Consider the following 20,900-nt stretch of genomic DNA (forward strand, 5'->3'; position numbering starts at 1 on the left):
TTTAATTCTACATACAACGATGATTGCATTGCTATGCTTTCACGTGTATGCTATATACGTTAAGAAAATATTGATGAGGAACTTACGAAGCCAAGCTATACTATTAAGTATAAAGAACGCTGTGGCTATGTGTTTTACAATACAAAAAAGTTATAACAATGAATTATTTACATATTTATGGCTGGAACGATAAGTTAAACCAGCTCAAACAACAATCTTTATATAAAAATCTTTCTCATGGTCGCGTGTCCATCGTACACAGAACATGCTACGAAATTATTTCTGAAAATGGACTATTTCAATGTGAACTCTCTGGAAATATGATGTTTGGAAAATCAGATTTTGAATTGCCTTGCGTAGGCGATTGGGTTATTTTTCAGCCATTCGATGAGAATAAAGGAATTATAGTCGATCTATTGCCTCGTGAACGGACATTGCATCGCAAGAAAAGCGGAACTATTGCCGACAGACAAGTCATTGCGTCGTATGTCGATAAGGCATTTATTGTGCAGGGTTTGGACGATAATTTTAATGTTCGTCGAGTAGAACGCTTCATGATCCAGATATTGGAAGAAAATATTAGTCCCGTATTGGTTCTAAATAAAGCCGATTTAGATTTTGACGAAGAGAAAGTGAATGAATCAATTAAACATATCGCCCGTCAGATACCAGTATTTTTTACAAGTATTCATGAACCTCAAACGATTGTTCGGTTGCGGGAATCTATTAAGGAAGGCGAAACCGTGGTCTTTGTCGGATCTTCGGGTGTGGGAAAAAGTTCTTTGGTTAATGCACTTTGCGAAAAGTCGTTACTGCTTACGTCTGACATAAGTTTATCTACAGGAAAAGGACGGCACACTTCGACTCGTCGTGAAATGATATCGATGGACGGTTCTGGCGTTTTAATTGACACTCCTGGTGTTCGCGAATTTGGATTGACTATTGATAATTCCGATTCGCTTGCCGAAATGTTAGAAATATCCGACTATGCAGAATTGTGCCGTTTTAAAGATTGTACGCATACCAATGAACCTGAATGTGCTGTTCTAGAAGCAGTGAATAACGGCATGTTAGATGGCAAGATATATGAAAGTTACTTGAAACTTCAACGGGAAGCATGGCATTTTTCGACTTCAAATCATGAAAAGCGTAAAAAAGACAAATCTTTTTCAAAGCTCATAGATGAAGTAAAGAAACGCAAAACAAATTTTTAATTTCTATTTAAATGGTGTGGGTGTTTTTTGAATGCTCACACCATTATATTTTGTGTTTTCTCTGAATGAAAAAGTTTTATCTAAAGTACGCAAACAAACAAAAAGCTTCAGGTAGTCTGAAGCTTTTTTTGTTTTCAATTGAGTTTGCAGTTATTGTATTTAAAAATTTAATTAACTCGTTTAAATTTTTGAGAATATCCTTCATTAGAAATAAAATTTAAAATCAGATATTCGTCTTCAAGTTCAAACGAGATCGTTGCTATGTTTGGGTTCTGGCAATTGGTAGTTATAGAATTATTTGCCAAGCTATAACTTCCAGAACTTTTAATCTCTTCAGAATATGGATCACACAATGAGCTATTGGTTGTTATGATTCCATTACTTTTAAATTCGATTGTTTTATTACTTTCTATTGCTCTAAAAGTCCCGCTTCCGTCTCCTGGATCAGCATTTACTTCAATTAATTTCCAAGTTCCTATCACAGTAGATTCAGATGATTTCTCCTCTTCATTGCTACAAGAGAATAAAATTCCGATACATAATAAAAGTAAAATCTGCTTTTTCATTTTTTGGCTGTTTTATGGTTATAATATGCAGATGGTCAGTTGTATAAAAGGTTGCGTTGAAATTTCAATAAAGATAAAACTTATAAATAAATAAGTAGAAATCTAGTAGAATTTTCGAAATAGATAAAACGAAATTTATGTTTACTTGTTCCTGTTTGCTAATCATCTATATTTCTATTCAAACGTTAAATTTTGTAAAATGTGGTTTTACGTAAGGAATTTTCGGTCAAATAATTAATATTTGTATATGAGTTATATTTTGATAAATGGAAAATAACAAGTTGATTTTTAATTAATAAAATTTATGGAAATGCCTTCTGGATTAAAGCCAATACTGATTGCGATTTACATTTTGGGATTTGCATATCTGTCGGGATATGCAATTGGACAATTTTTGAAGTAATTGTAATGTTCAGGATATTCTGAACTAGCCTTTTTTAATAACAAATTAATGTTTAATGTAAATTATTTAAATATGATAAAAGAAAGCGAAAAAAGAAAAATTTGGTTTCTATTGGGACTAATGTTGTTTTGTCTAATTGTTTCAATATGGGTGTTTGAAAAAGGAGAACTTTTGGGAGCCACCTTGGCAAAATAATTGCAAAATTTGTAATGATAGTTCCTAAAGGCTTGAACCCATTAGAACTTGCCAACTTCGATAGTTTGCTTTATGAAAGATATATACACAATTTCAAAAATAAGAAATAGTATTCTTGGACTTAGAGATTGGGAACTCGTTTTGCTTATACTTCTTCTGAATTTTTTAAATAATTATATATTCTCTGTTGTTTCAGATCTCTTCGATATTTCTTTAAGCAAAGGATTTGATGATAATTACACGATTAAAGAAAAAATAGTTCTATTTGTTGTGGTTGCTCCTCTTATTGAAACTCTATTGTTTCAGTACCTTGTCATCGAGATTTGTAAGAGTTTTAAAATGAGATTGAAATATTGTTGCTTCATATCTGCTTTTGTTTTTGCATCATTCCATCTGTATAATGTTTTTTATTTTTTGTTTGCTTTTACAGGAGGTTTATTGTATGCATTTTTATATATAAAAGGCAATAATCAAAAAAAGGCAATATTATTGCCATTGGTAGCGCATACTATATATAATGGTTCTGTTTTTATTATTAAAACATATTTAACTTAGAATAATTTTTAATCATCACAAAAAAAACACCACTCGTAAGTGGTATTTTTTTGTGATTAATATTCTAGAAAAAGAAGTAACCAACAGAAACTTTAAATATGGTTTGAACAGAATATCTTCTTTTAAAGCTTAAGAAATTTAGATGCCAGTGTTATTCATTATGTATTTCTTTTCTGAATAGTTAGTACCATCTATTAACCAAAGTTTTTATTTCCAATTTCGCATTTTCAAGAATTGAATTTAATTGGTCTCTATTTTGGTCAACCCCAAAAGCTGAAATCTGTTCTGAATAGATACCCATAAAATCAAAATTTTGTTTTATTGTAGGTGAAGCAAATTCCTTGATATTGTCGGAATTATTATAATCGAATCCACTAACCACTATTGATAAAGCTTTTTTATCTTTACAAAGACCACTAAACCCTGTTTCAGGACTAAAAGAAAATGTCTTATCACTTACGACAATAGCATCTATCCAAGCCTTTACTGTTGCTGGCATTGTAAAATTGTAAATAGGAAAAGCCAATACAATATTATCAGCAGCAATAACTTCATCTATAAGTTTATGATGATTAGATAGAGTTAAGAGTTCCATTTCTGAAAAGTCTCTTTTGCCCATATTCCATTCCATTATTAAATTCAAATTTTTCTCTAATAATAATTCTGGTGGAGTTTCAGCTAAATTTAAATGTTTTATTTCTGTTTTTCCTTTTGCTAGTTCCACAAACTCATCAAATAAAATTTGGGTGTAAGAGCCTTTTCTAGGTGTGTAGTTTATTGCTAGTGTTTTTGTCATTTCTTATTATTTAAATAGTTTATTACTAATGATTTGTCTTTTTTTTACAAATATAGAATCAACACATTGATAATTTTAATTATTTTTGTTTACCTATTTATAATATATGTTATGATTAATTTAGAATGGTTGAGAACTTTTAGCGCTATATATGAATGTAAAAATATAACAGAAGCTTCAAAAAAATTAAATATGACTCAACCTGGAGTCAGTAAACATTTATCTGCCCTAGAAAGTCATGTTGGAAAAAAACTATTTGAGCGAACTACTCGGAAATTAGCACCTACCGAATATGGGAAATTTTTATATTCACAAATTAACAATCCATTAAGTGAATTAGAAAAAGTAGAATATTATTCGAGTCAAAGAACAAAAAAACAGCGATCTGCAATAACAATTGGTTGTACCACAGACTTTTTCAAGAAAGAATTAATACATCACATTTATACTTTTGATATGTATATAGTGACCCAATTTGGAAATGAAAAAGAATTGATTGAAGCTCTTGAAATGGAAAAAATTCAATTATTGGTTGGAATAAAAAAACACGATACTTACGACCATCAATTCACATATTTAAAGAATGAAGAGTTAGAATTAATTTGCTCCAATTCTATTGTTATTCCAGAGAATATTGAAAAAAATGACAAGCAATTCATCACGTGGCTACAAAATCAAACTTGGTTTACATATGACAATGACCAAAATGATATAAAAAAGTTCTGGGATTCTAGATTTAATACTAATCCTAGAATAGTTCCAAGATATATTTTACCCTCTTATTTGGACACAATAGAAACTTTAAAAAGTAATAGCGGATTTAGTATAGTTCCTAAATATTTATGTGATGAAGAGTTAAAACAAAAAATAATTAAAACACCAATTAAGTCTTCTAAAATAATAGAGCAAAAACTATTTTATTCGTTCAAGCTGAAGAATAGGAACTTGAAAGAAATTAACCTTTTTATAGAAAAGATGAAACAAACTAATCTACAACCTTGTTAAATTACACGCTGACGCGAGCGTCTCGCTCGTGAACAAGCAAAGTAAACAAATAAAGCTTCGGATTTCTGTGAAGCTTTTATTGTTTTAGAGGGAGCAGGAGTAGAATCTGTATCGCTGCGGAGAAATAATTTCTTTTAATGATTGATGATAAAAAACTATATTTTTGAAATGAAAATAATAATCAATTGACGGAATAATTTATTATAAAAAGTAACAAAGAAAATATGAAAATTGTCGATAATGAACAAACTTGGAAAGGTTCCTTTTCATACTTGGAAGGTTATGATATTATTGATAGTTATATAAATGTGTCATTCAAAATGAATTTGACTTTTGATGGTGATTCATTTGTGGGAACCACAATCGATTCAGAATCTGAAAATATCATCACAGAACCGATTCTAGTAAAAGGATTTATTGAAAATGATCAAATTAGTTTCGTAGTAAATTATCCATATCACTACTATAAAGACGAAAATGATGAAATTTTAGTTGATAAAAATTTGAGTCACCCTAATATAGAATACCTCGGGTTTTACGATCAAGCTGAGAAAAAATTTTTCGGAACGTGGGAAATGATTATTTCTACTGAAAAAATAACAGAAGAAGAGTATATAGAAGAAGTTGCAAGTGGAGGATTTGAAATTTACAGAGATAAATAATTTTGATGCAAATGCGATAAAGATTCTAATTGAATGTTTTTCAATCTCCTGCTAACATGAGCGCCCTACTTAAAATAAGTAAAGATAATTTAAGACAAAAAAAGCTTCCCCCTGCTGGCGCGAGCGTCTCGATTGTGAAGATAATATAAAAGTTCTAAAATATCAGATAAATGAGTAAGAAGTTAGATTTTGTAAATGATTATATAAGCAATTATGTGTCAGATAACTTTCCGGAGTTGTCAAGATTCAAGATAGAGATTAATCCGGATAATTTATATTATCAAACTAGTATAAATGGATACAAACGAGTATTGTATATGGGTCTGGGGCATTTAACTTATCCTAATGAAGTGATAGTAAATGGCGGATTTCACTGTTGGACACAAGTAACTATTGTTGAAGATATGTTGTATGACTTAATAGTCAAACATGGATTGCATCGACAGCAATTATTTCCAACTATTTGGTTTAGTGAATTTACGATTAAAAATTATAATGAAATATGGGATTCATTTAGACAATTCAATGGTTATGATTTATCAATAGACAAAGAAAAGCTGGATGCATTATGTCAACATTATAAAGAAGTAATTGTGAAACATTTTATTCCGTTTTGGGAAAAATTTAGTGATATACAATACATTAATAATGAGATTGTTGATAAAGTAGATCAAATGAATTTGGCCGATTATTTTGGTGTAGGATTAATGTCGTTTAAAAAGTTGATTATCATGAGAATTTGCCGTAATCCTAAATATCATACTTATAAAGAGTGGTTATTAAATATTTATAAGGAAAAAGAGGATGAAATGAAAAATGATACCGAATGGAATGCAAAGTATAGCTTATTAAAAGAACTGATTGAGATTTTGGAAACAAAATAGTAATGTTTTTATAATTATGCACCAGAAAAATGCTATCACCAGCGAGGAGAGAAATAAAAAATCATTATGGACAAAGGATAAAAAAAGTACTAGAAAAAATATCGTATCAAATAAGACTTGATTCTTTAGGATTTCACATAAGCTCATTTGATGACTATTATGCTATATTTTTAAAACCAGAAAAAAGTATTTCTGATAAAATAGTACTTTCACTTTTTTCTCAGCATTATATCTTCAGAGGTCAATGTGATAATGTCTTTTCTGGATTCTGGTTTTAATCAATTAGAAGATATATTAATAGATTTAGAAGAGAATAATGCTATGACTCACAAAAAACAAGAGAAGATATAAGCGTTTTGGTTTTAAATCAGAAAGAGATTAAAGAAGATAGTATTTTAATGGTTGGAGATATTTTTAAAAAACATTATTCAAGACACGCTCTCCCTTTTTTTCTGAAATCAAGTCATTCGAAGATATAAATAATAAAATATTGAATAAAGAAGAGTGGCTAAACTGGAGTGATTAAATATTTGGTAAAACCTATTTGAAGGCAAGGTTATCTTAAAATTAGCCAATAACGAAAAAGTCTATAATGAGTTTATTCAAATGTATATTCCAAGAATAGAAGAAGGAATTAAAAAAGGAGGGGAAGATTTAAAAACATATTTGGCAGATGTAAAAAAGCTTAATAGCTATCTAGAAAGAAAAGCTTACAAAGATTTGCTAGAGAAGTAAATCTGCTTACGGAAGGATTCCCCTGCTGACGCGAGCGTCTCGATTGTGAAAACAGTAAACTTTCTATAGTACGAGAGTTATTAAAATACTTTAAACAAAAAAGCTCCAGATTTCTCTGAAGCTTTTGTCTTAGTAGCGGGAACAGGACTCGAACCTGTGTCCGCGGCGGCGGATATGAGCCTTTCGTTCAAATTTATTCAAAAAAAAAAACACCACTTGCTTAAGTGATGTTTTACTTAGTAGCGGGAACAGGACTCGAACCTGTGACCTTCGGGTTATGAGCCCGACGAGCTGCCTACTGCTCTATCCCGCGATGTTTCGGATGCAAAGATACGTCGTTTTTTGAGAATTCCAACGAAAATATTAAAAAATGTTTTATTTTCTGTATTAACTTGATATGACTACCTTTGCAAAATAAATTTTACATAAAATGTCACACAAAGCAGGTTTCGTAAATATCATCGGAAATCCAAATGTTGGAAAATCAACATTGATGAACGCTTTCGTTGGAGAACGATTGTCGATCATTACATCAAAAGCACAAACTACACGTCATAGAATTTTAGGAATCGTAAACGGAGAAGACTTTCAGTTGGTTTTGTCGGATACTCCTGGAATCATTAAACCTGCTTACGAAATGCAGGAATCGATGATGAATTTCGTGAAATCGGCTTTTGAAGATGCTGACATTTTAATCTACATGGTCGAAATAGGAGAGCAAGATCTTAAAGATGAAGCTTTCTTTAATAAAATCATTCATGCTAAGATTCCAGTTTTATTGCTTCTAAATAAAATTGATAATTCGAACCAAGAACAATTAGAAGAGCAAGTTTCTTTTTGGAAAGAAAAAGTGCCAAATGCAGAAATTTTCCCGATTTCGGCTTTGCAGAATTTCAACGTTCCAGAAGTTTTCGGAAGAATTATCGAATTATTGCCAGAATCTCCAGCTTATTATCCTAAAGATCAATTAACAGACAAGCCAGAACGTTTCTTTGTTAACGAAACCATTCGTGAGAAAATCTTATTGAACTACAGTAAAGAGATTCCGTACGCAGTTGAAATTGTTACAGAAGAATTTCATGAAGACGAAAAAATTATCAGAATCCGTTCTGTAATTATGGTCGAGCGCGATACTCAAAAAGGAATTATTATCGGACATAAAGGTGCTGCTTTGAAGAAAGTGGGAACAGACGCTCGTGCCGATTTGGAGAAATTCTTCGGAAAACAAATTCACATTGAACTTTATGTAAAAGTGAACAAAAACTGGAGAAGTAATGCTAATATGCTGAAACGTTTCGGGTATAATCAATAATTTTTGTTTAACCGTTTAATTGTTTATTCGTTAAACGAAAATGATTTTTGAAAATGAGACTCTATGAAAATTAAAAAGATTACAATTTTAATAATTACGATTTTAGCTTTAGTTTATGGAGGAATGACAATTATTAAAAAAGTTAATCTCAATAATGATTACAAAATAGGGCAGGCACTTGACAGTTTAAATGGTGTAAAAGTTTATTATAATGGCGGTGTTGATAATGTTGAGGGAAGAAACGTTACCAAAGACAATTATAATTTAGGTCTGAAATACCAATGTGTAGAGTTTGTAAAAAGGTATTATTATGAGCATTATAATCATAAAATGCCAGATGCTTATGGTCACGCAAAAGATTTTTTTGATTCTAAAATTAAAGACGGCAGCTTAAACGGCAATCGAAATTTAATTCAATATACAAATCCAAGTACGTCAAAACCAGAAACAGGAGATTTGGTTATTTTCTCTAGTTCGCTGTTAAACAGGTTTGGTCATGTGGCCATAATTTCGAAAGTTTCAGAAAATGAAATTGAAATCATTCAGCAGAATCCAGGACCTTTCAGCGGTTCAAGAGAAGTTTTTGGTTTGAAAATTCAAGAAGGAAATTATAAAATCGAGAGTGACAGAATTTTAGGGTGGTTGAGAAAAAAATAGAAACAAAATGTTCTTGAAACCTTAAAGCCCTAGCCCTGATAGAAGTGGAAATCCTTTTTTATTGTTTTTTTACAATAAAAAAGATTGAAACGGATAGCAGGAAATAGCTCCTAAAAAAATAAAAAACTCAGGTACTTAGAAACTTGCTAGCTTAGCATCTTTTTTTAACTACCTTTGCAAAAAATTTCAAATAAGCATTTTAGATGGTAAGAGACAGAATTTCAAGGAAATTGAAATCTGAAATCGGAAGTCTAAAATCTAAAATTCAAAAAAATGAATAATAACATTGTTGCGATAGTAGGAAGACCTAACGTGGGGAAATCGACCCTGTTTAATAGGCTGATACAAAGAAGAGAAGCTATTGTAGATTCTGTATCTGGGGTTACCCGTGATAGAAACTATGGTAAAAGCGAGTGGAACGGAAAAGAATTTTCTGTCATTGATACAGGTGGATACGTTCGAGGGTCTGATGACATTTTCGAAGGTGAAATTCGTAAACAGGTAGAGCTTGCTATTGACGAAGCCGATGTTATTATTTTTGTGGTTGATGTTGAAGAAGGAATTACGCCAATGGATGAAACCGTTGCAAAATTGCTTCGTAAAGTAACAAAACCAGTTTTATTGGCCGTAAATAAGGTTGACAACGCAATGCGTGAGAAAGATGCGGTAGAGTTTTATAACCTTGGTTTAGGTGATTATTATACTTTTGCCAGTATTTCTGGAAGCGGAACTGGAGATTTATTAGATGCTTTAATCGAATCTTTTCCGGTAAAACCAGAACCAGTTCAGCCAGAAGTTGTTCTGCCTCGTTTTGCTGTAGTTGGTCGTCCAAATGCTGGTAAATCTAGCTTTATCAATGCATTAATTGGTCAAGATCGTTTTATGGTAACTGATATTGCAGGAACGACTCGTGATGCAATTGATACTAAATTTGACCGTTTTGGTTTCGAATTTAACTTGGTTGATACTGCGGGAATTCGCCGTAAAGCAAAAGTAAAAGAAGATTTAGAGTTTTATTCTGTAATGCGTTCTGTGCGTGCAATCGAACACGCTGATATTTGTATTTTGGTAATCGATGCAACCCGCGGATTCGAAGGTCAGGATCAGAGTATTTTCTGGTTGGCAGAGAAAAACCGTAAAGGTGTTGTAATCTTGGTGAATAAATGGGATTTGGTAGAAAAAGATACCATGTCGACAAGAGATTATGAAGAGAAAATCAAAAAGGAATTAATGCCATTTACAGATGTGCCAATTCTTTTCGTTTCGGCTTTAACGAAACAGCGTTTATTAAAAGCGTTGGAAGCTACAGTTCAGGTTTTCGAAAATAGAAAACAAAGAATTTCGACTTCAAAATTCAACGAATATATGTTGAAAGTAATTGAAGCATATCCGCCACCAGCTACAAAAGGGAAATATGTAAAAATTAAATATTGCATGCAATTGCCAACTCAAACGCCTCAGTTTGTATTTTTTGCTAATTTACCCCAGTATGTTAAAGAGCCTTATAAGCGATACCTTGAGAATAAAATTCGTGAGAAATGGGATTTTGCAGGAGTTCCAATCGATATTTATATAAGAGAGAAATAAAAAAAGAAGTCCCCTAGAGTAGGGGACTTTTTTATGTTTTGTGTCTAGATAATTACAAGATCAATTTTTTATTGGCATTATATTTGAATAAATGTAAAAAATACAATTAAACCTTTTGCATTTTTTTAAGTCTTACTGATCTAACTAACCTAATTTTATGACCAAGATTTATTCATTTCTATTGTTTTTAGCCTTTGTTTATTCGGCAAATGCCCAAAACAATATTGTCGTTAAAGGAACTGTAGTAGATATTAATTCGCAGCTTCCTCTTGAACTCGCAACCGTTTATTTTACCACTGTAAAAGATTCTACAATTATTGAATATGCTACAACAGATAAAAACGGAAATTTTATTATCAATACTAAAAAGTATGATAAACCAGTTTTCTTAAAAGTAAATTATACTGGATATCAAGCGTATTACGAAGAGCAAAAAAATCTTACTGAAAGTAAAGATTTTGGTAAATTGTATATGCTTGAAAATGCAAATGTCTTAAACGAAGTAATTATTAAGAGCGAAGCACCGCCAATTACGATCAAAAAAGATACTTTAGAATTTAATGCTGGATCGTACAAAGTGCGTCCAGATGCCAATGTGGAGACATTACTGAAACAGCTTCCAGGATTTGACGTAGATAATACAGGAAAAATTACGGTAAATGGGCGAGAAGTCAATCAGGTTTTAGTAAATGGAAAAGCATTTTTTGATAAAGATGGCGCTATTGCCATAAAGAATCTTCCTGCCGATATTATTAAAAAAGTTCAGGTTTCTGATTTTAAAACCAAAAAAGAAGAGCTTTCCAAACAAGAATCGACTTCAGATTATTCGAGTATAAATATTACCATTGACGAAAAGAAAAATAAAGGATATTTCGGAAAAGTCCTTGGCGGATATGGTTCAGACGAACGCTACGAAAGCAGTTTGATGATGAACTTCTTCAAAAACAAACAAAAAATTAGTGTTCTCGCGTCGTCAAATAATATCAACTCAACCGGATTTTCTATGGATGACGTGTTTGATAATATGGGAGGCGGTCGAAATGCAAGAGGAGGAAGTCAAGGCGCTAGCAGTGGAGGAAAAGGAATTACACAGTCGACTTTGGCTGGAATTAATTATTCCGATGATTGGACAGAGGATTTGGAGTTTATGAGCAGTTACAACTTCACCAATTCGGTGACCAAAAACGATAGCAAATCCAATCAGTTGAGTTTATTGCCGACAGGAAATATTTTGACCGAAGCAGATTCTAAAACTAGAAATGAAAATACTGGAAATAAAGCCAATTTTGAATTAGAGTATAAAATCAATCCTACGATGCAGATTGTTGTGGCTCCTAAATTGAATTTGTCTGAATCGAACAGTAATTCTTCGTCTTCATCTTTTTCTGAAAATGAGAATGGAGAAGCATTGAACGAAAGTACAGCGACATCGCATACAGAAAGTTCAAATACGAGTTTTGCCAACAGTATTAATTTCAACAAAACTTTCGAAAAGAAATCTCGAAATTTAAGTGTTGTTTTTAATAACAATAACACAAAGAATGATTCGAACGGAATTAATATTTCGGAGACTATTTTTTATCAGGATTCAAAACCAAATGATGAAAGAAACCAGAATGCAAAAAATACCTCAAAAAGTGATGCTTATTCGCTTGACTTAGAATATACGGAACCTATTACAGATTCGCTTCGAGTGCGTTTTGGAACCGATTTTGACTGGCAGAGTTCGATGAACGATCAAAAGACATTCAATTTTGACGATGCCTCTCAGGAATATTCAGATTTGAATTTATCGCTGACGAATTATACAACATCCAAACAAAACTCAATTACCCCAAAAGTTGGGATTAGCTGGCAGAAAAGCAAATTTTCGCTTAATGTAAACTCAAGAACCTCAATCGTAGAGTTTGATAACCATTCTTTTTACTTAAATCAAGCTACAGATTTAAATAAAAGATATATGCTTCCATACGGAACGGCGCAGCTTCGATACAAATTTAATCGTTCTAAAAACTTAACGTTTAAATACGATTATTCTAATGCGCTTCCGTCGGCTACGCAATTAATGCCAGTTGCAGATTTGAATAATCCGCTGAATAGTGTAATTGGTAATCCAGATTTGAATCCGATTGAGAAAAATACAGCAGGAATTGATTTTAAAAATTTTGATTTTAGAACACGTTCTGGCTATAGTTTATTCCTTAAAGGAGATTATTATAATAATGATATCGTTTCGACTTCGATTTATGATGATAGCGGAAAAAGAAATACTACTTATGTAAATATTTCAGGAACGTATTCGGCTTCGGTTGGAGGAAACTGGAATCAGCAGATTAAGAAAGATGCGCATACGATTAGATACGGTTTGCGTTTAAGCGGTAACTACAATTTTGATAAAGGATTTACAAATGCTGTTTTGTATTATGCCAAATCGGTTGTAATTACGCCTAGCGTTTATGCTTCGTACGATTATGGAGAAGTGCTTTCGATCGCACCGTCTTATAGTTTATCGTACAACGAAACGAGATACGAAAACTTTTCAAGAGATGCGACTTCAAACGTAATTCATAGAATTAATATGCAGACGACTTCTTACTGGCCAGCCAATTTGATTTTCGGAAATGATTTTGGATATACTTATAATTCGAATATTTCAGATGATTTCAAAAAAGATTTCTTCCTTTGGAACACCAGTTTGTCTTACGGATTTTTGGATAAAAAATTATACGCAAAAGTGAAAGTCTACGATGTCTTAAATCAGAATCAAAGCGCAACAAGAACTATTTCGCCAACTTCTATTAGAGACGAAGAAAACACCGTTTTAAAACGATATGTAATGTTTTCTCTAGCTTATAAAATAGGAAACTTCGCCGAAAGCAAAAAAGGAGGAAAAAGACAAAGGGGATCGTAGTTTTTTTGAGGGGCTAAGGAGCTGAGGTTCTGAGCTTCTAAGTGACAAAGAAACAAAGAAACAAAGAGACAAAGGGAATAATAAAAAAACCGAAAATCAATTTTTTGATTTTCGGTTTTTTTATTGGAAAATCTAAAATCTAAAATCTAAAATCTAAAATCTAAAATCTAAAATCTAAAATCTAAAATTTTCGATTGATCCTATGGTAAACCGTAAACCTGATAATATCCCGATCGTAAAAATCTACTCCGCTGGCGCGTCTTTGAAAGTTTTTTAAATAGCCCAATTCTAATCCAAGATTTGGATTAAAATGATAGCGTAAAGCAAAGTAAATACGATTTTGGTCAAAAGTATTTCTGCGATTGTCTTTTCCGAAATTGAATAAAACTTCGTCAGAAATCGTTCCTTTTATACTTCGTTTTTCCTTTTCCCAAATCATAAATTGAGACTGTAGTCGGTATCGAAATCTGTAAGCAAATGAAAACTCATCTAAAAGTCCATTTTTATCTGCTTTTTGAATGAATCGTTCTTCTAGCTGAAAACGGTTGTGAAAAGTGATTTTGGCAATATCATTAATCAAAGTAATATCTTGCTGTGCTCTATATTCGGGTACAGAGTAATCAGGATCAACATTCGGATTTTGTGTATTGACATTAAAATAAGCAAATCCAACGCCCAAATCGATCATTTTATTTGCCCTAAAGCGGGCTTGAGAACGAATGACAAAAAGATTTTCGTGAACGGGATTTACAAAACTTCGATTGTCAAATTCAGAATGGATAGCCCATTTTTCGCTTAACGGAAAAATATTATAGTATCGAATCCAGGTTAAAGTCTGCTGGTCGATTTTTCTTTGGTTTTGTCCGCTTAAAAGCTGACTCGTCAAGATTATAACAAAAAATATTCTCTGATACTTTTTCAATACTATAAATTCAGGCTGCGAATATATAGAAAACAGAATATACGAATTGAATTTAGGTTTGTTTTTTAAGATGCTTTTTGTTTGATTTTGTGATAGTTTTATTCTTTGAAAATTATTTCACTTAAATCGAAGCATCTTCAAAACCATAAAGCTGGTCTTTATTCTTATTAGTGTTTAAAAATAATTCTAATTGCGGAATGATTTCCATTTGTAAAAAACGAATTTCTGGATTGTTTCCATGACCGCTTTTTATGACAGAAGTAAAACGTAAGTATCTGTTTGATTTTCCATTTTTAATAGTCAATTGGTAATAAAAAGAATTTGATTTCGATTTTGATGAAATGGCTAAAATACTGCTGAGATTGCAGATTTTCTTTTTAGCGATGGGTGTAATCTTGTAAAAAGAATCTATTTTTTTATCAAATTTGATAGTGGTTTTGTTTCGAATTAAAAACAAATAAAGACTATTCGAAATTAAAAGAAAAATAATAACAAAAGCAGTATATAAACCGATTGTTGAATTAGTAAATTCCAATAGTAGAATGCCAATAGCTAAAACTAAAATTCCTAAAATGGAATTTATAATGCTGTTCGATTTACTGTACCAATAAGGATCAAATGAAATTTCATTTTCTGAAATAGTAAAATTGTAGTAAGTCTGTATTGTAGTGTTCAAATTATTGAAAATTTAAAAAGAACATTAAATTTCAATATTTTAAAAATCAAAAAAAGACTCTGGAAGTTTTTAAAATGACAGTTTAAGGTTTGTTTAAAAAATAAATAAAAAAACGAGATGTATTTTTAAGATACATCTCGTTTTAATACTAAAACTAACTAACCGCTTATAGAGAATACTTCAATGTAACTCCATAAGTTCTTTGATCACCAATAACTCCAGCATATTGTCCTGAGTTACCACCTGCAGGCAATAATTGCTCGTAGTAATCTTTATTTAAAAGATTGCGTCCCCAAAACTGAACAGATAAACCTTGCGAAGCACGGAAACCTAAACGAGCATTGAAAATTGCATATCCTTGTACGATTAAATATTTTGAAGCTGAAGGACTTGACGAGAATTCAGAACGTGCATAACCATCAGCAGCGAAATAGATTTTTCCAGCATTTCCAAAGAATCTTGCATTGTCAGAAAGCTCACCTCCAAGAGAACCTGCCCATCTTGAAGCTCCTGGCAATTCAGTTCCAGAAACATCTTTGAAGGCAACTGGTGCTCCAGTTTCTTCTAACGGAAGTGGTGCATTTGTAAATTTCACATATTTACCATCTGTATAAGTTGCAGCTCCATTTATTGTCAAGTGTGAATTGATAACAAAGCTAGCATCCAATTCTGCACCTCTTACACGAACTTTATCTGCATTGGCAAGATATCCACGGTTTACACCCAACTCAGCTGCCTGAACGTTAGTTTGAAAATCTTTGATATCGGTATTAAAGAACGTTAAGTTGAAAATTGAGTTTTTAAACGGAGACGTTTTTACTCCAATTTCATAATGATTTACTTTTTCTGGTTTTACTACTGCAAGTTCAGTTAATGGCTGCCCTGCAGCATTTGTTGGAAGTCCAGCTACGTTAACTCCAACTGGTTTGTAACTTTTAGCATAAGTTGCATAAACATTGATTTTGTCTGATGCTTTGTAAGTAAGCGTTAAGTTTCCAGAAAAGTCTGTGTTATCTGTATCAGAATCAAATGCCTGATCGGAGTAAACTGATTTTTTTAAAGCCAATAAGGCTGGATCTGTAGTCTGAAGACCTCCGTATGTTTTACGAGAATAACTTGCATCTTTTTTATCAAAATTATATCTCAAACCTGGTAAAATGTGGAATCTTTCTGTAATCGCCCAATCAATCTGTCCGAATACAGCAGCACTAGAAGCTCTAATTCTTGCATCAGTTTTAATTCCGTAACCTTCAAAAAGACCAGGAGTTTTCCATAATGGACTTGTTGTGCTTTGAGAGAATCTCCATTGTGCATTTCCAGATTCTTCTGTACCATCTGTCTGAGAAGTTTGATCGATAAAAAATACTCCGGCAACACCGCTAATTTTTGAAGTTAACTGACCAGCATAACGAACTTCTTGCGTAATCTGAGTTTGTCTGGTTGGGTTTTGAGATTTAGCTAAAACCTGCAATCCCGTAAAATCTCTGTCATTTGACGGATCCCAGTTCCAGAAACGCCAAGCCGTTGTAGAAGTCAATGTTCCACCGCCAATTTTAGTATCAATGTTTAATGAAACTCCTCCTAAATCTTGTCCAGAACGCCAAGGCGTATCATGATCTATTTTACGGTCAAAAGCGTTTAAACTTGGCAATTGATAATTTAAGTCGGCAATAATAGCATCAAACTGACGGTATGCAGCCCTTTGAGTAGGGGCAACACCAGCAACAACCTGCGCATATCCGTCAGGACGCTGTGTTGTAAGATCTCCTGCAAAAATAATGTTTGTATTTTCGGTAGGAGTCCATAATAGTTGTCCTCTAAAACCTTGATTATTCAAAGTGTTGGTTGGTCTTCCTGTAGCAACGTTATCAATTAAACCGTCACGCTGAGTTCCAGAAAAAGATAAACGACCAGCTACTTTTTTTCCTAATGCTCCAGTAATAGAAGCTTTAGCCTGCAAAAAGGCATAATTTCCATAACTTACTTCAAAATCGGCACCCGATGTAAAACTTGGTTTGCGAGAGGTGATGTTAAAAGCTCCAGAAGTAGTGTTTTTTCCAAATAAAGAACCTTGTGGTCCACGTAAAACTTCGATTTGTTCAACGTCAATAAAATCTAAAGTTGTCGCTGCTGGACGTGCATAATAAACACCGTCAACGTAAAAACCAACTCCAGGATCGATACCATCATTTGTAAGTCCGAATGGAGAACCTAAACTTCTAATGTTGATTCCAGTATTTCTTGGGTTAGAAGAATATAATTGAACAGAAGGAACCAATTCTTTTATACGGTTTACGTTAAACGCTCCCGCTTGTTCTGCTTGTTTTCCTGTTACAACAGAAACGGCAATTGGCACGTCCTGTACTTTTTCGATTCTTCTTCTTGAAGAAACTACAACTTCTACCAATTGGTTTTCCTCGCGTAAAGTTACCAATAAAGGAGAAGCAGGAATTGCTGTAATTTCAAGTTCGTTGGTTTTGTATCCAATATATTGAACTAAAAGTGTAATAGGCAATTTCCCTTGAGATTCTATCGAAAAACGTCCTTCAGAATCTGTAATTGTGCTAAATGTTGTTCCTTTAATTACCACATTGGCTGCTTCTAAAGGAATATTTTGATCTGTAGTTACAACTCCTTCAATTTTTTGTGCGAATGAGATTGAGAACGTTAAAACTGCAAGTATTGTAAATATATTTTTTATAGATGTTTTCATTTTTATATTAAGTATATGTGATTAGTAGAATTTAGAATTAAATTTTTTTTACCAGCACATACACATCATAAATGAAGCAGTATTCACAGTTGTGAATTTGTTATTATAGTTTTGCAAAAGATTTTTTCCACCTGATTTACTAGAAGGTACTTTCATGAGTTAAAATTTTGTAAATGATTAGTTAATTATTTTTGGCAAATATATATAATTAATTCTATCGATTTACTAGGATTTAGAAAATATTTTTTTATTTCTTCACTAATGAAGCAATTGTAATACCTTCCATAGCCTTCAAAGTTTTATCTCTAATCAGCATTAAACCGTGACGCAGACTGCATTCGTCCTCGGTTTTGCAATCAGAGCAAGGCTCGTAAAAATTTAGAGAAGCACATGGCAAAAGTGCAATTGCACCGTCAAATAATCTGTGAATTTCTGCCAATGTAATGTCATTTTTAGATTTTATCAGGTAGTATCCGCCAAATTTTCCCTGCTTACTGCTTACAAAACGACCGCGTTTCAGATCTAATAAAATCTGTTCCAAAAACTTTTTAGGAATATTAGCGCCATCCGCAATTTCTACTGTTCTAGAAATGTGATTTTCGTCTTGTTCTGCTAAATAAAGTAAGGCCTTAAGGGCATATTTTGCTTTATGTGATAACATCTATTTTTTAATTATGAATTATAAATTATGAATTAAATTTTGAATTTAAAATATCTTCAAAGATAACTTGAAACTTTAAACAAAACTTAAAACATGAAACAAAATTTAATTACCAGCCTCCGCTAGATCCTCCGCCAGAGAAACCTCCACCGCCAAATCCGCCGCCGAAGCCACCGCCACCGCCGAAACCGCCTCCAGAAGATCCGCCACCGAATCCTCCAAATCCGCCGCCTCCACCGCTTCTTCCAAGATTACTTAGAATGATGACATCGAGCAGGCTAGGGCCACCGCCGCCATTGTTGCCAGAATTTCCTCCACCGCCTCGTTTATTTCGAGAAAGTAGAATTAAAACAATTACAACAATTACGATAAAAGGAAGAATAGGAAAGTCTTGTCCTTTATTGGTTGTTTTGCGTTCGCCTTTAAATTTTCCTTTAAAAACATCAATAATAGCATCAGTTCCTTTGTCAAGACCGTTGTAAAAACTTCCCGCCTTGAATTCTGGTATTATAATATTTCTAATAATAGTTCCACCAATACCTGCCGTTAAACGATCTTCAAGACCGTAACCTGGATTGATGGCAATTTTCTTTTCATTTTTAGCTAAAAGAATTACAACGCCATTATCGTCTTCTTTTGTTCCTCCAATTCCCCAAGTTTGTCCCCATTTTGTTGCCAGTTGGCTTACATCTTCTCCTTTTAAACTTTCAATAGTAATTACCACAATTTGAGTAGTTGTAGAATCGGAGTAGCGAACTAGTTTTTCTTCTAATTGTGCTTTTTCTGTTGAACTTAAAATGTTGGCATAATCATAAACAGAAGTCTGAAAACTTGGTTTTGGCGGAATCTCAAATTGCGCAAAAATAGCATTGCTGATAAATAATGCGATAAACAAAAAAGTAATCTGAAAAATTCTATTGGAATTTGTGATTTTGTTTTTAGAAATTTTCATTATTTATCCTTTTGAGATTTCGTTAGATAATTCGTTTACATCATCTTCCTGAGAAGGAAAATATTTTTTAAGCTGTGTACCGGCATTTAAGATGCCCTCAACAATTCCTTGTTTAAAGTTTCCAGCTTTAAAGTGGTTGGTCATAATGTCTTTGGTACAATCCCAAAAATCATTGGCTACCAAATCATTAATTCCTTTGTCTCCACAAATTACAAAGTTTTTGTCGTCAACTGCAAAATAGAGCAATACGCCATTTTTTAGTTTCGTTTCGTCCATTCGCAATTCATGAAAAACTTCTAAAGCCCTGTCAAAATGGACTTTAGAAGTTGTTTTTTCTATATGAACTCTAATTTCGCCAGAAGTATTATTTTCGGCCATGCGAATAGCTTCAACAATTTCTTGCTCTTCTTCTTTGGTTAAAAAATCTTCTACTTTTGACATTTGGGTAATTTTAGAGTTTAGATTGTAGATTTTAGATTTAACGTAAACACTAAATCTGAAATGCTTATTTTAGAATTTTACTTCAACAGGTTTGTCTGCTCCAGTCGATGCTTCAAAGTATGGTTTTTCTTTGTATTCGCTCAAGAACCAGTTGTTCGGGATTTTCAATACATATCCGTTATAGACTTGTACAGCTTCGTTAAAACGAGTTCTAGCAGTTAAAATCTGGTTTTCAGTACTTGCCAATTCGTCTTGTAATTTCAAGAAGTTTTCGTTTGCTTTTAAAGTTGGATATTGCTCAACGGAAACCAATAATCTTGATAAAGATGAACTTACTCCGCTTTGCGCTTGGTTAAATGCTGCTAATTGTTCTGGAGTTACATTACTTGGATCAATAGTTACCGAAGTAGCTTTTGCACGAGCTTCGATTACTGCCGTTAAAGTTCCTTTTTCAAAATCTGCAGCACCTTTTACAGTGTTTACTAAATTCCCGATAAGATCATTACGTCTTTGGTAAGCCGTTTGAACATTTCCCCATTCTTTATTTACAGCTTGGCTGTGTTGCAAAGCAGTATTTTTAATACCAATCGACCAAAATGCGATAATAGCAATAAGTGCTACAATAATTCCTACAGGGATTAACCACTTTTTCATATTTGTTTAATTTAGGTTTATTTCAATTTTTAATTACAATTCGTTTTTGATGTCGTTCAGTTGCGTTTTTATCGACTCTAATTTACGTATTATTTCGAATTTATCTAACGTTTTCTTCTGACCTTCTTTTAAGTGTATTTTGGCACCATCCAACGTAAATCCTCTTTCTTTTACTAAGTGATAGATTAATTGAAGATTGGTAATATCTTCTGGTGTGAACATTCTATTTCCCTTTGCATTTTTCTTAGGTTTCAGAATATCAAATTCGCTGTCCCAAAATCGTATCAAAGAAGCATTGACATTAAAAGCTTTGGCAACTTCGCCAATACTGTAATATCTTTTGTCTTTAGAAAGTTCAATATGCATGGTTCGTTTTTTTCTATTTTATTTCAAAAATAG

Annotated in this window: 20 protein-coding genes and 1 tRNA gene; 10 read left to right on the plus strand and 11 right to left on the minus strand. The window is 32.6% G+C overall.

Annotated features, from left to right (window positions below):
- Positions 1-158 precede the first annotated feature (158 nt).
- Positions 159-1,214: a ribosome small subunit-dependent GTPase A gene (gene rsgA / locus Q9Q97_RS14900; RefSeq protein WP_306158461.1), complete on the plus strand. Its 1,056-nt coding sequence runs from the start codon at positions 159-161 to the stop codon at positions 1,212-1,214.
- A gap of 167 nt (positions 1,215-1,381) precedes the next feature.
- On the opposite strand, the gene Q9Q97_RS14905 is transcribed toward rsgA, so the two are convergent.
- On the minus strand, positions 1,382-1,780 hold the full coding sequence (locus Q9Q97_RS14905; protein WP_306158463.1) for a lipocalin family protein: 399 nt from the start codon (positions 1,778-1,780) through the stop codon (positions 1,382-1,384).
- 670 nt (positions 1,781-2,450) lie between these two features.
- Here Q9Q97_RS14905 and Q9Q97_RS14910 point away from each other — a divergent pair.
- Entirely contained in the window at positions 2,451-2,933 is a 483-nt protein-coding gene (locus Q9Q97_RS14910) for a CPBP family intramembrane glutamic endopeptidase (protein WP_306158465.1), read from the plus strand.
- Between the two features lie 181 nt (positions 2,934-3,114).
- Here the strand turns inward: Q9Q97_RS14910 and Q9Q97_RS14915 are convergent, their stop codons facing one another.
- Positions 3,115-3,729 carry an NAD(P)H-dependent oxidoreductase gene (locus Q9Q97_RS14915; protein ID WP_306158467.1) on the minus strand — a complete coding sequence of 205 codons (615 nt, stop codon included), beginning with the start codon at positions 3,727-3,729 and terminating at the stop codon, positions 3,115-3,117.
- A gap of 111 nt (positions 3,730-3,840) precedes the next feature.
- Here Q9Q97_RS14915 and Q9Q97_RS14920 point away from each other — a divergent pair, with 111 nt between their 5' ends.
- From Q9Q97_RS14920 to Q9Q97_RS14935, 4 genes are all read left to right on the plus strand, one after another.
- Positions 3,841-4,734 (plus strand): LysR family transcriptional regulator, encoded by an 894-nt coding sequence (locus Q9Q97_RS14920; RefSeq protein ID WP_306158469.1) that lies wholly within the window; start codon positions 3,841-3,843, stop codon positions 4,732-4,734.
- 224 nt (positions 4,735-4,958) lie between these two features.
- Positions 4,959-5,396, plus strand: a complete 438-nt coding sequence (locus Q9Q97_RS14925) for a hypothetical protein (RefSeq protein WP_306158471.1) — start codon at positions 4,959-4,961, stop codon at positions 5,394-5,396.
- Between the two features lie 170 nt (positions 5,397-5,566).
- Positions 5,567-6,280 (plus strand): hypothetical protein, encoded by a 714-nt coding sequence (locus Q9Q97_RS14930; RefSeq protein ID WP_306158473.1) that lies wholly within the window; start codon positions 5,567-5,569, stop codon positions 6,278-6,280.
- Positions 6,281-6,886: 606 nt separating this feature from the next.
- The gene (locus Q9Q97_RS14935; RefSeq protein WP_306158475.1) at positions 6,887-7,015 is read left to right on the plus strand and encodes a hypothetical protein; all 129 of its coding nucleotides are present in this window, start codon (positions 6,887-6,889) and stop codon (positions 7,013-7,015) included.
- A 240-nt stretch (positions 7,016-7,255) separates the two neighbouring features.
- Here Q9Q97_RS14935 and Q9Q97_RS14940 read toward each other — a convergent pair.
- Positions 7,256-7,328, minus strand: a tRNA-Met gene (locus Q9Q97_RS14940).
- 117 nt (positions 7,329-7,445) lie between these two features.
- On the opposite strand from Q9Q97_RS14940, the gene era reads away from it, so the two are divergent.
- The 4 genes from era to Q9Q97_RS14960 all read left to right on the plus strand — a co-directional run bounded on the left by era (position 7,446) and on the right by Q9Q97_RS14960 (position 13,482).
- Complete coding sequence (era, locus tag Q9Q97_RS14945) at positions 7,446-8,327, plus strand: GTPase Era (protein ID WP_306158477.1); 882 nt, start codon at positions 7,446-7,448, stop codon at positions 8,325-8,327.
- Between the two features lie 63 nt (positions 8,328-8,390).
- Entirely contained in the window at positions 8,391-8,984 is a 594-nt protein-coding gene (locus Q9Q97_RS14950) for a CHAP domain-containing protein (protein ID WP_306158479.1), read from the plus strand.
- Between the two features lie 273 nt (positions 8,985-9,257).
- Positions 9,258-10,571: a ribosome biogenesis GTPase Der gene (gene der, locus Q9Q97_RS14955; RefSeq protein ID WP_306158481.1), complete on the plus strand. Its 1,314-nt coding sequence runs from the start codon at positions 9,258-9,260 to the stop codon at positions 10,569-10,571.
- Between the two features lie 157 nt (positions 10,572-10,728).
- A complete protein-coding gene (locus Q9Q97_RS14960) occupies positions 10,729-13,482 on the plus strand; it encodes an outer membrane beta-barrel protein (RefSeq protein ID WP_306158483.1) in 2,754 nt (917 codons plus the stop codon).
- A gap of 181 nt (positions 13,483-13,663) precedes the next feature.
- On the opposite strand, the gene Q9Q97_RS14965 is transcribed toward Q9Q97_RS14960, so the two are convergent.
- The 8 genes from Q9Q97_RS14965 to Q9Q97_RS15000 form a co-directional block, all read right to left on the minus strand.
- The gene (locus Q9Q97_RS14965) at positions 13,664-14,404 is read right to left on the minus strand and encodes a DUF2490 domain-containing protein (protein ID WP_306158485.1); all 741 of its coding nucleotides are present in this window, start codon (positions 14,402-14,404) and stop codon (positions 13,664-13,666) included.
- Positions 14,405-14,525: 121 nt separating this feature from the next.
- On the minus strand, positions 14,526-15,080 hold the full coding sequence (locus tag Q9Q97_RS14970; protein ID WP_306158487.1) for a hypothetical protein: 555 nt from the start codon (positions 15,078-15,080) through the stop codon (positions 14,526-14,528).
- A 166-nt stretch (positions 15,081-15,246) separates the two neighbouring features.
- Positions 15,247-17,793 carry a TonB-dependent receptor gene (locus Q9Q97_RS14975; RefSeq protein WP_306158489.1) on the minus strand — a complete coding sequence of 849 codons (2,547 nt, stop codon included), beginning with the start codon at positions 17,791-17,793 and terminating at the stop codon, positions 15,247-15,249.
- Positions 17,794-18,040: 247 nt separating this feature from the next.
- The gene (locus Q9Q97_RS14980; RefSeq protein ID WP_125722517.1) at positions 18,041-18,454 is read right to left on the minus strand and encodes an Rrf2 family transcriptional regulator; all 414 of its coding nucleotides are present in this window, start codon (positions 18,452-18,454) and stop codon (positions 18,041-18,043) included.
- A gap of 109 nt (positions 18,455-18,563) precedes the next feature.
- Positions 18,564-19,406: a YgcG family protein gene (locus Q9Q97_RS14985; protein WP_306158491.1), complete on the minus strand. Its 843-nt coding sequence runs from the start codon at positions 19,404-19,406 to the stop codon at positions 18,564-18,566.
- 3 nt (positions 19,407-19,409) lie between these two features.
- The gene (locus tag Q9Q97_RS14990) at positions 19,410-19,847 is read right to left on the minus strand and encodes a TPM domain-containing protein (protein WP_306158493.1); all 438 of its coding nucleotides are present in this window, start codon (positions 19,845-19,847) and stop codon (positions 19,410-19,412) included.
- 69 nt (positions 19,848-19,916) lie between these two features.
- A complete protein-coding gene (locus Q9Q97_RS14995; RefSeq protein ID WP_095928713.1) occupies positions 19,917-20,501 on the minus strand; it encodes a LemA family protein in 585 nt (194 codons plus the stop codon).
- A 33-nt stretch (positions 20,502-20,534) separates the two neighbouring features.
- Positions 20,535-20,867, minus strand: coding sequence for a MerR family transcriptional regulator (locus Q9Q97_RS15000; RefSeq protein ID WP_125722513.1), 333 nt, complete (start codon positions 20,865-20,867; stop codon positions 20,535-20,537).
- Positions 20,868-20,900: the final 33 nt, after the last annotated feature.

Origin of the sequence: Flavobacterium sp. DG2-3 (assembly GCF_030730925.1) — a bacterium.
Lineage (GTDB): Bacteria > Bacteroidota > Bacteroidia > Flavobacteriales > Flavobacteriaceae > Flavobacterium.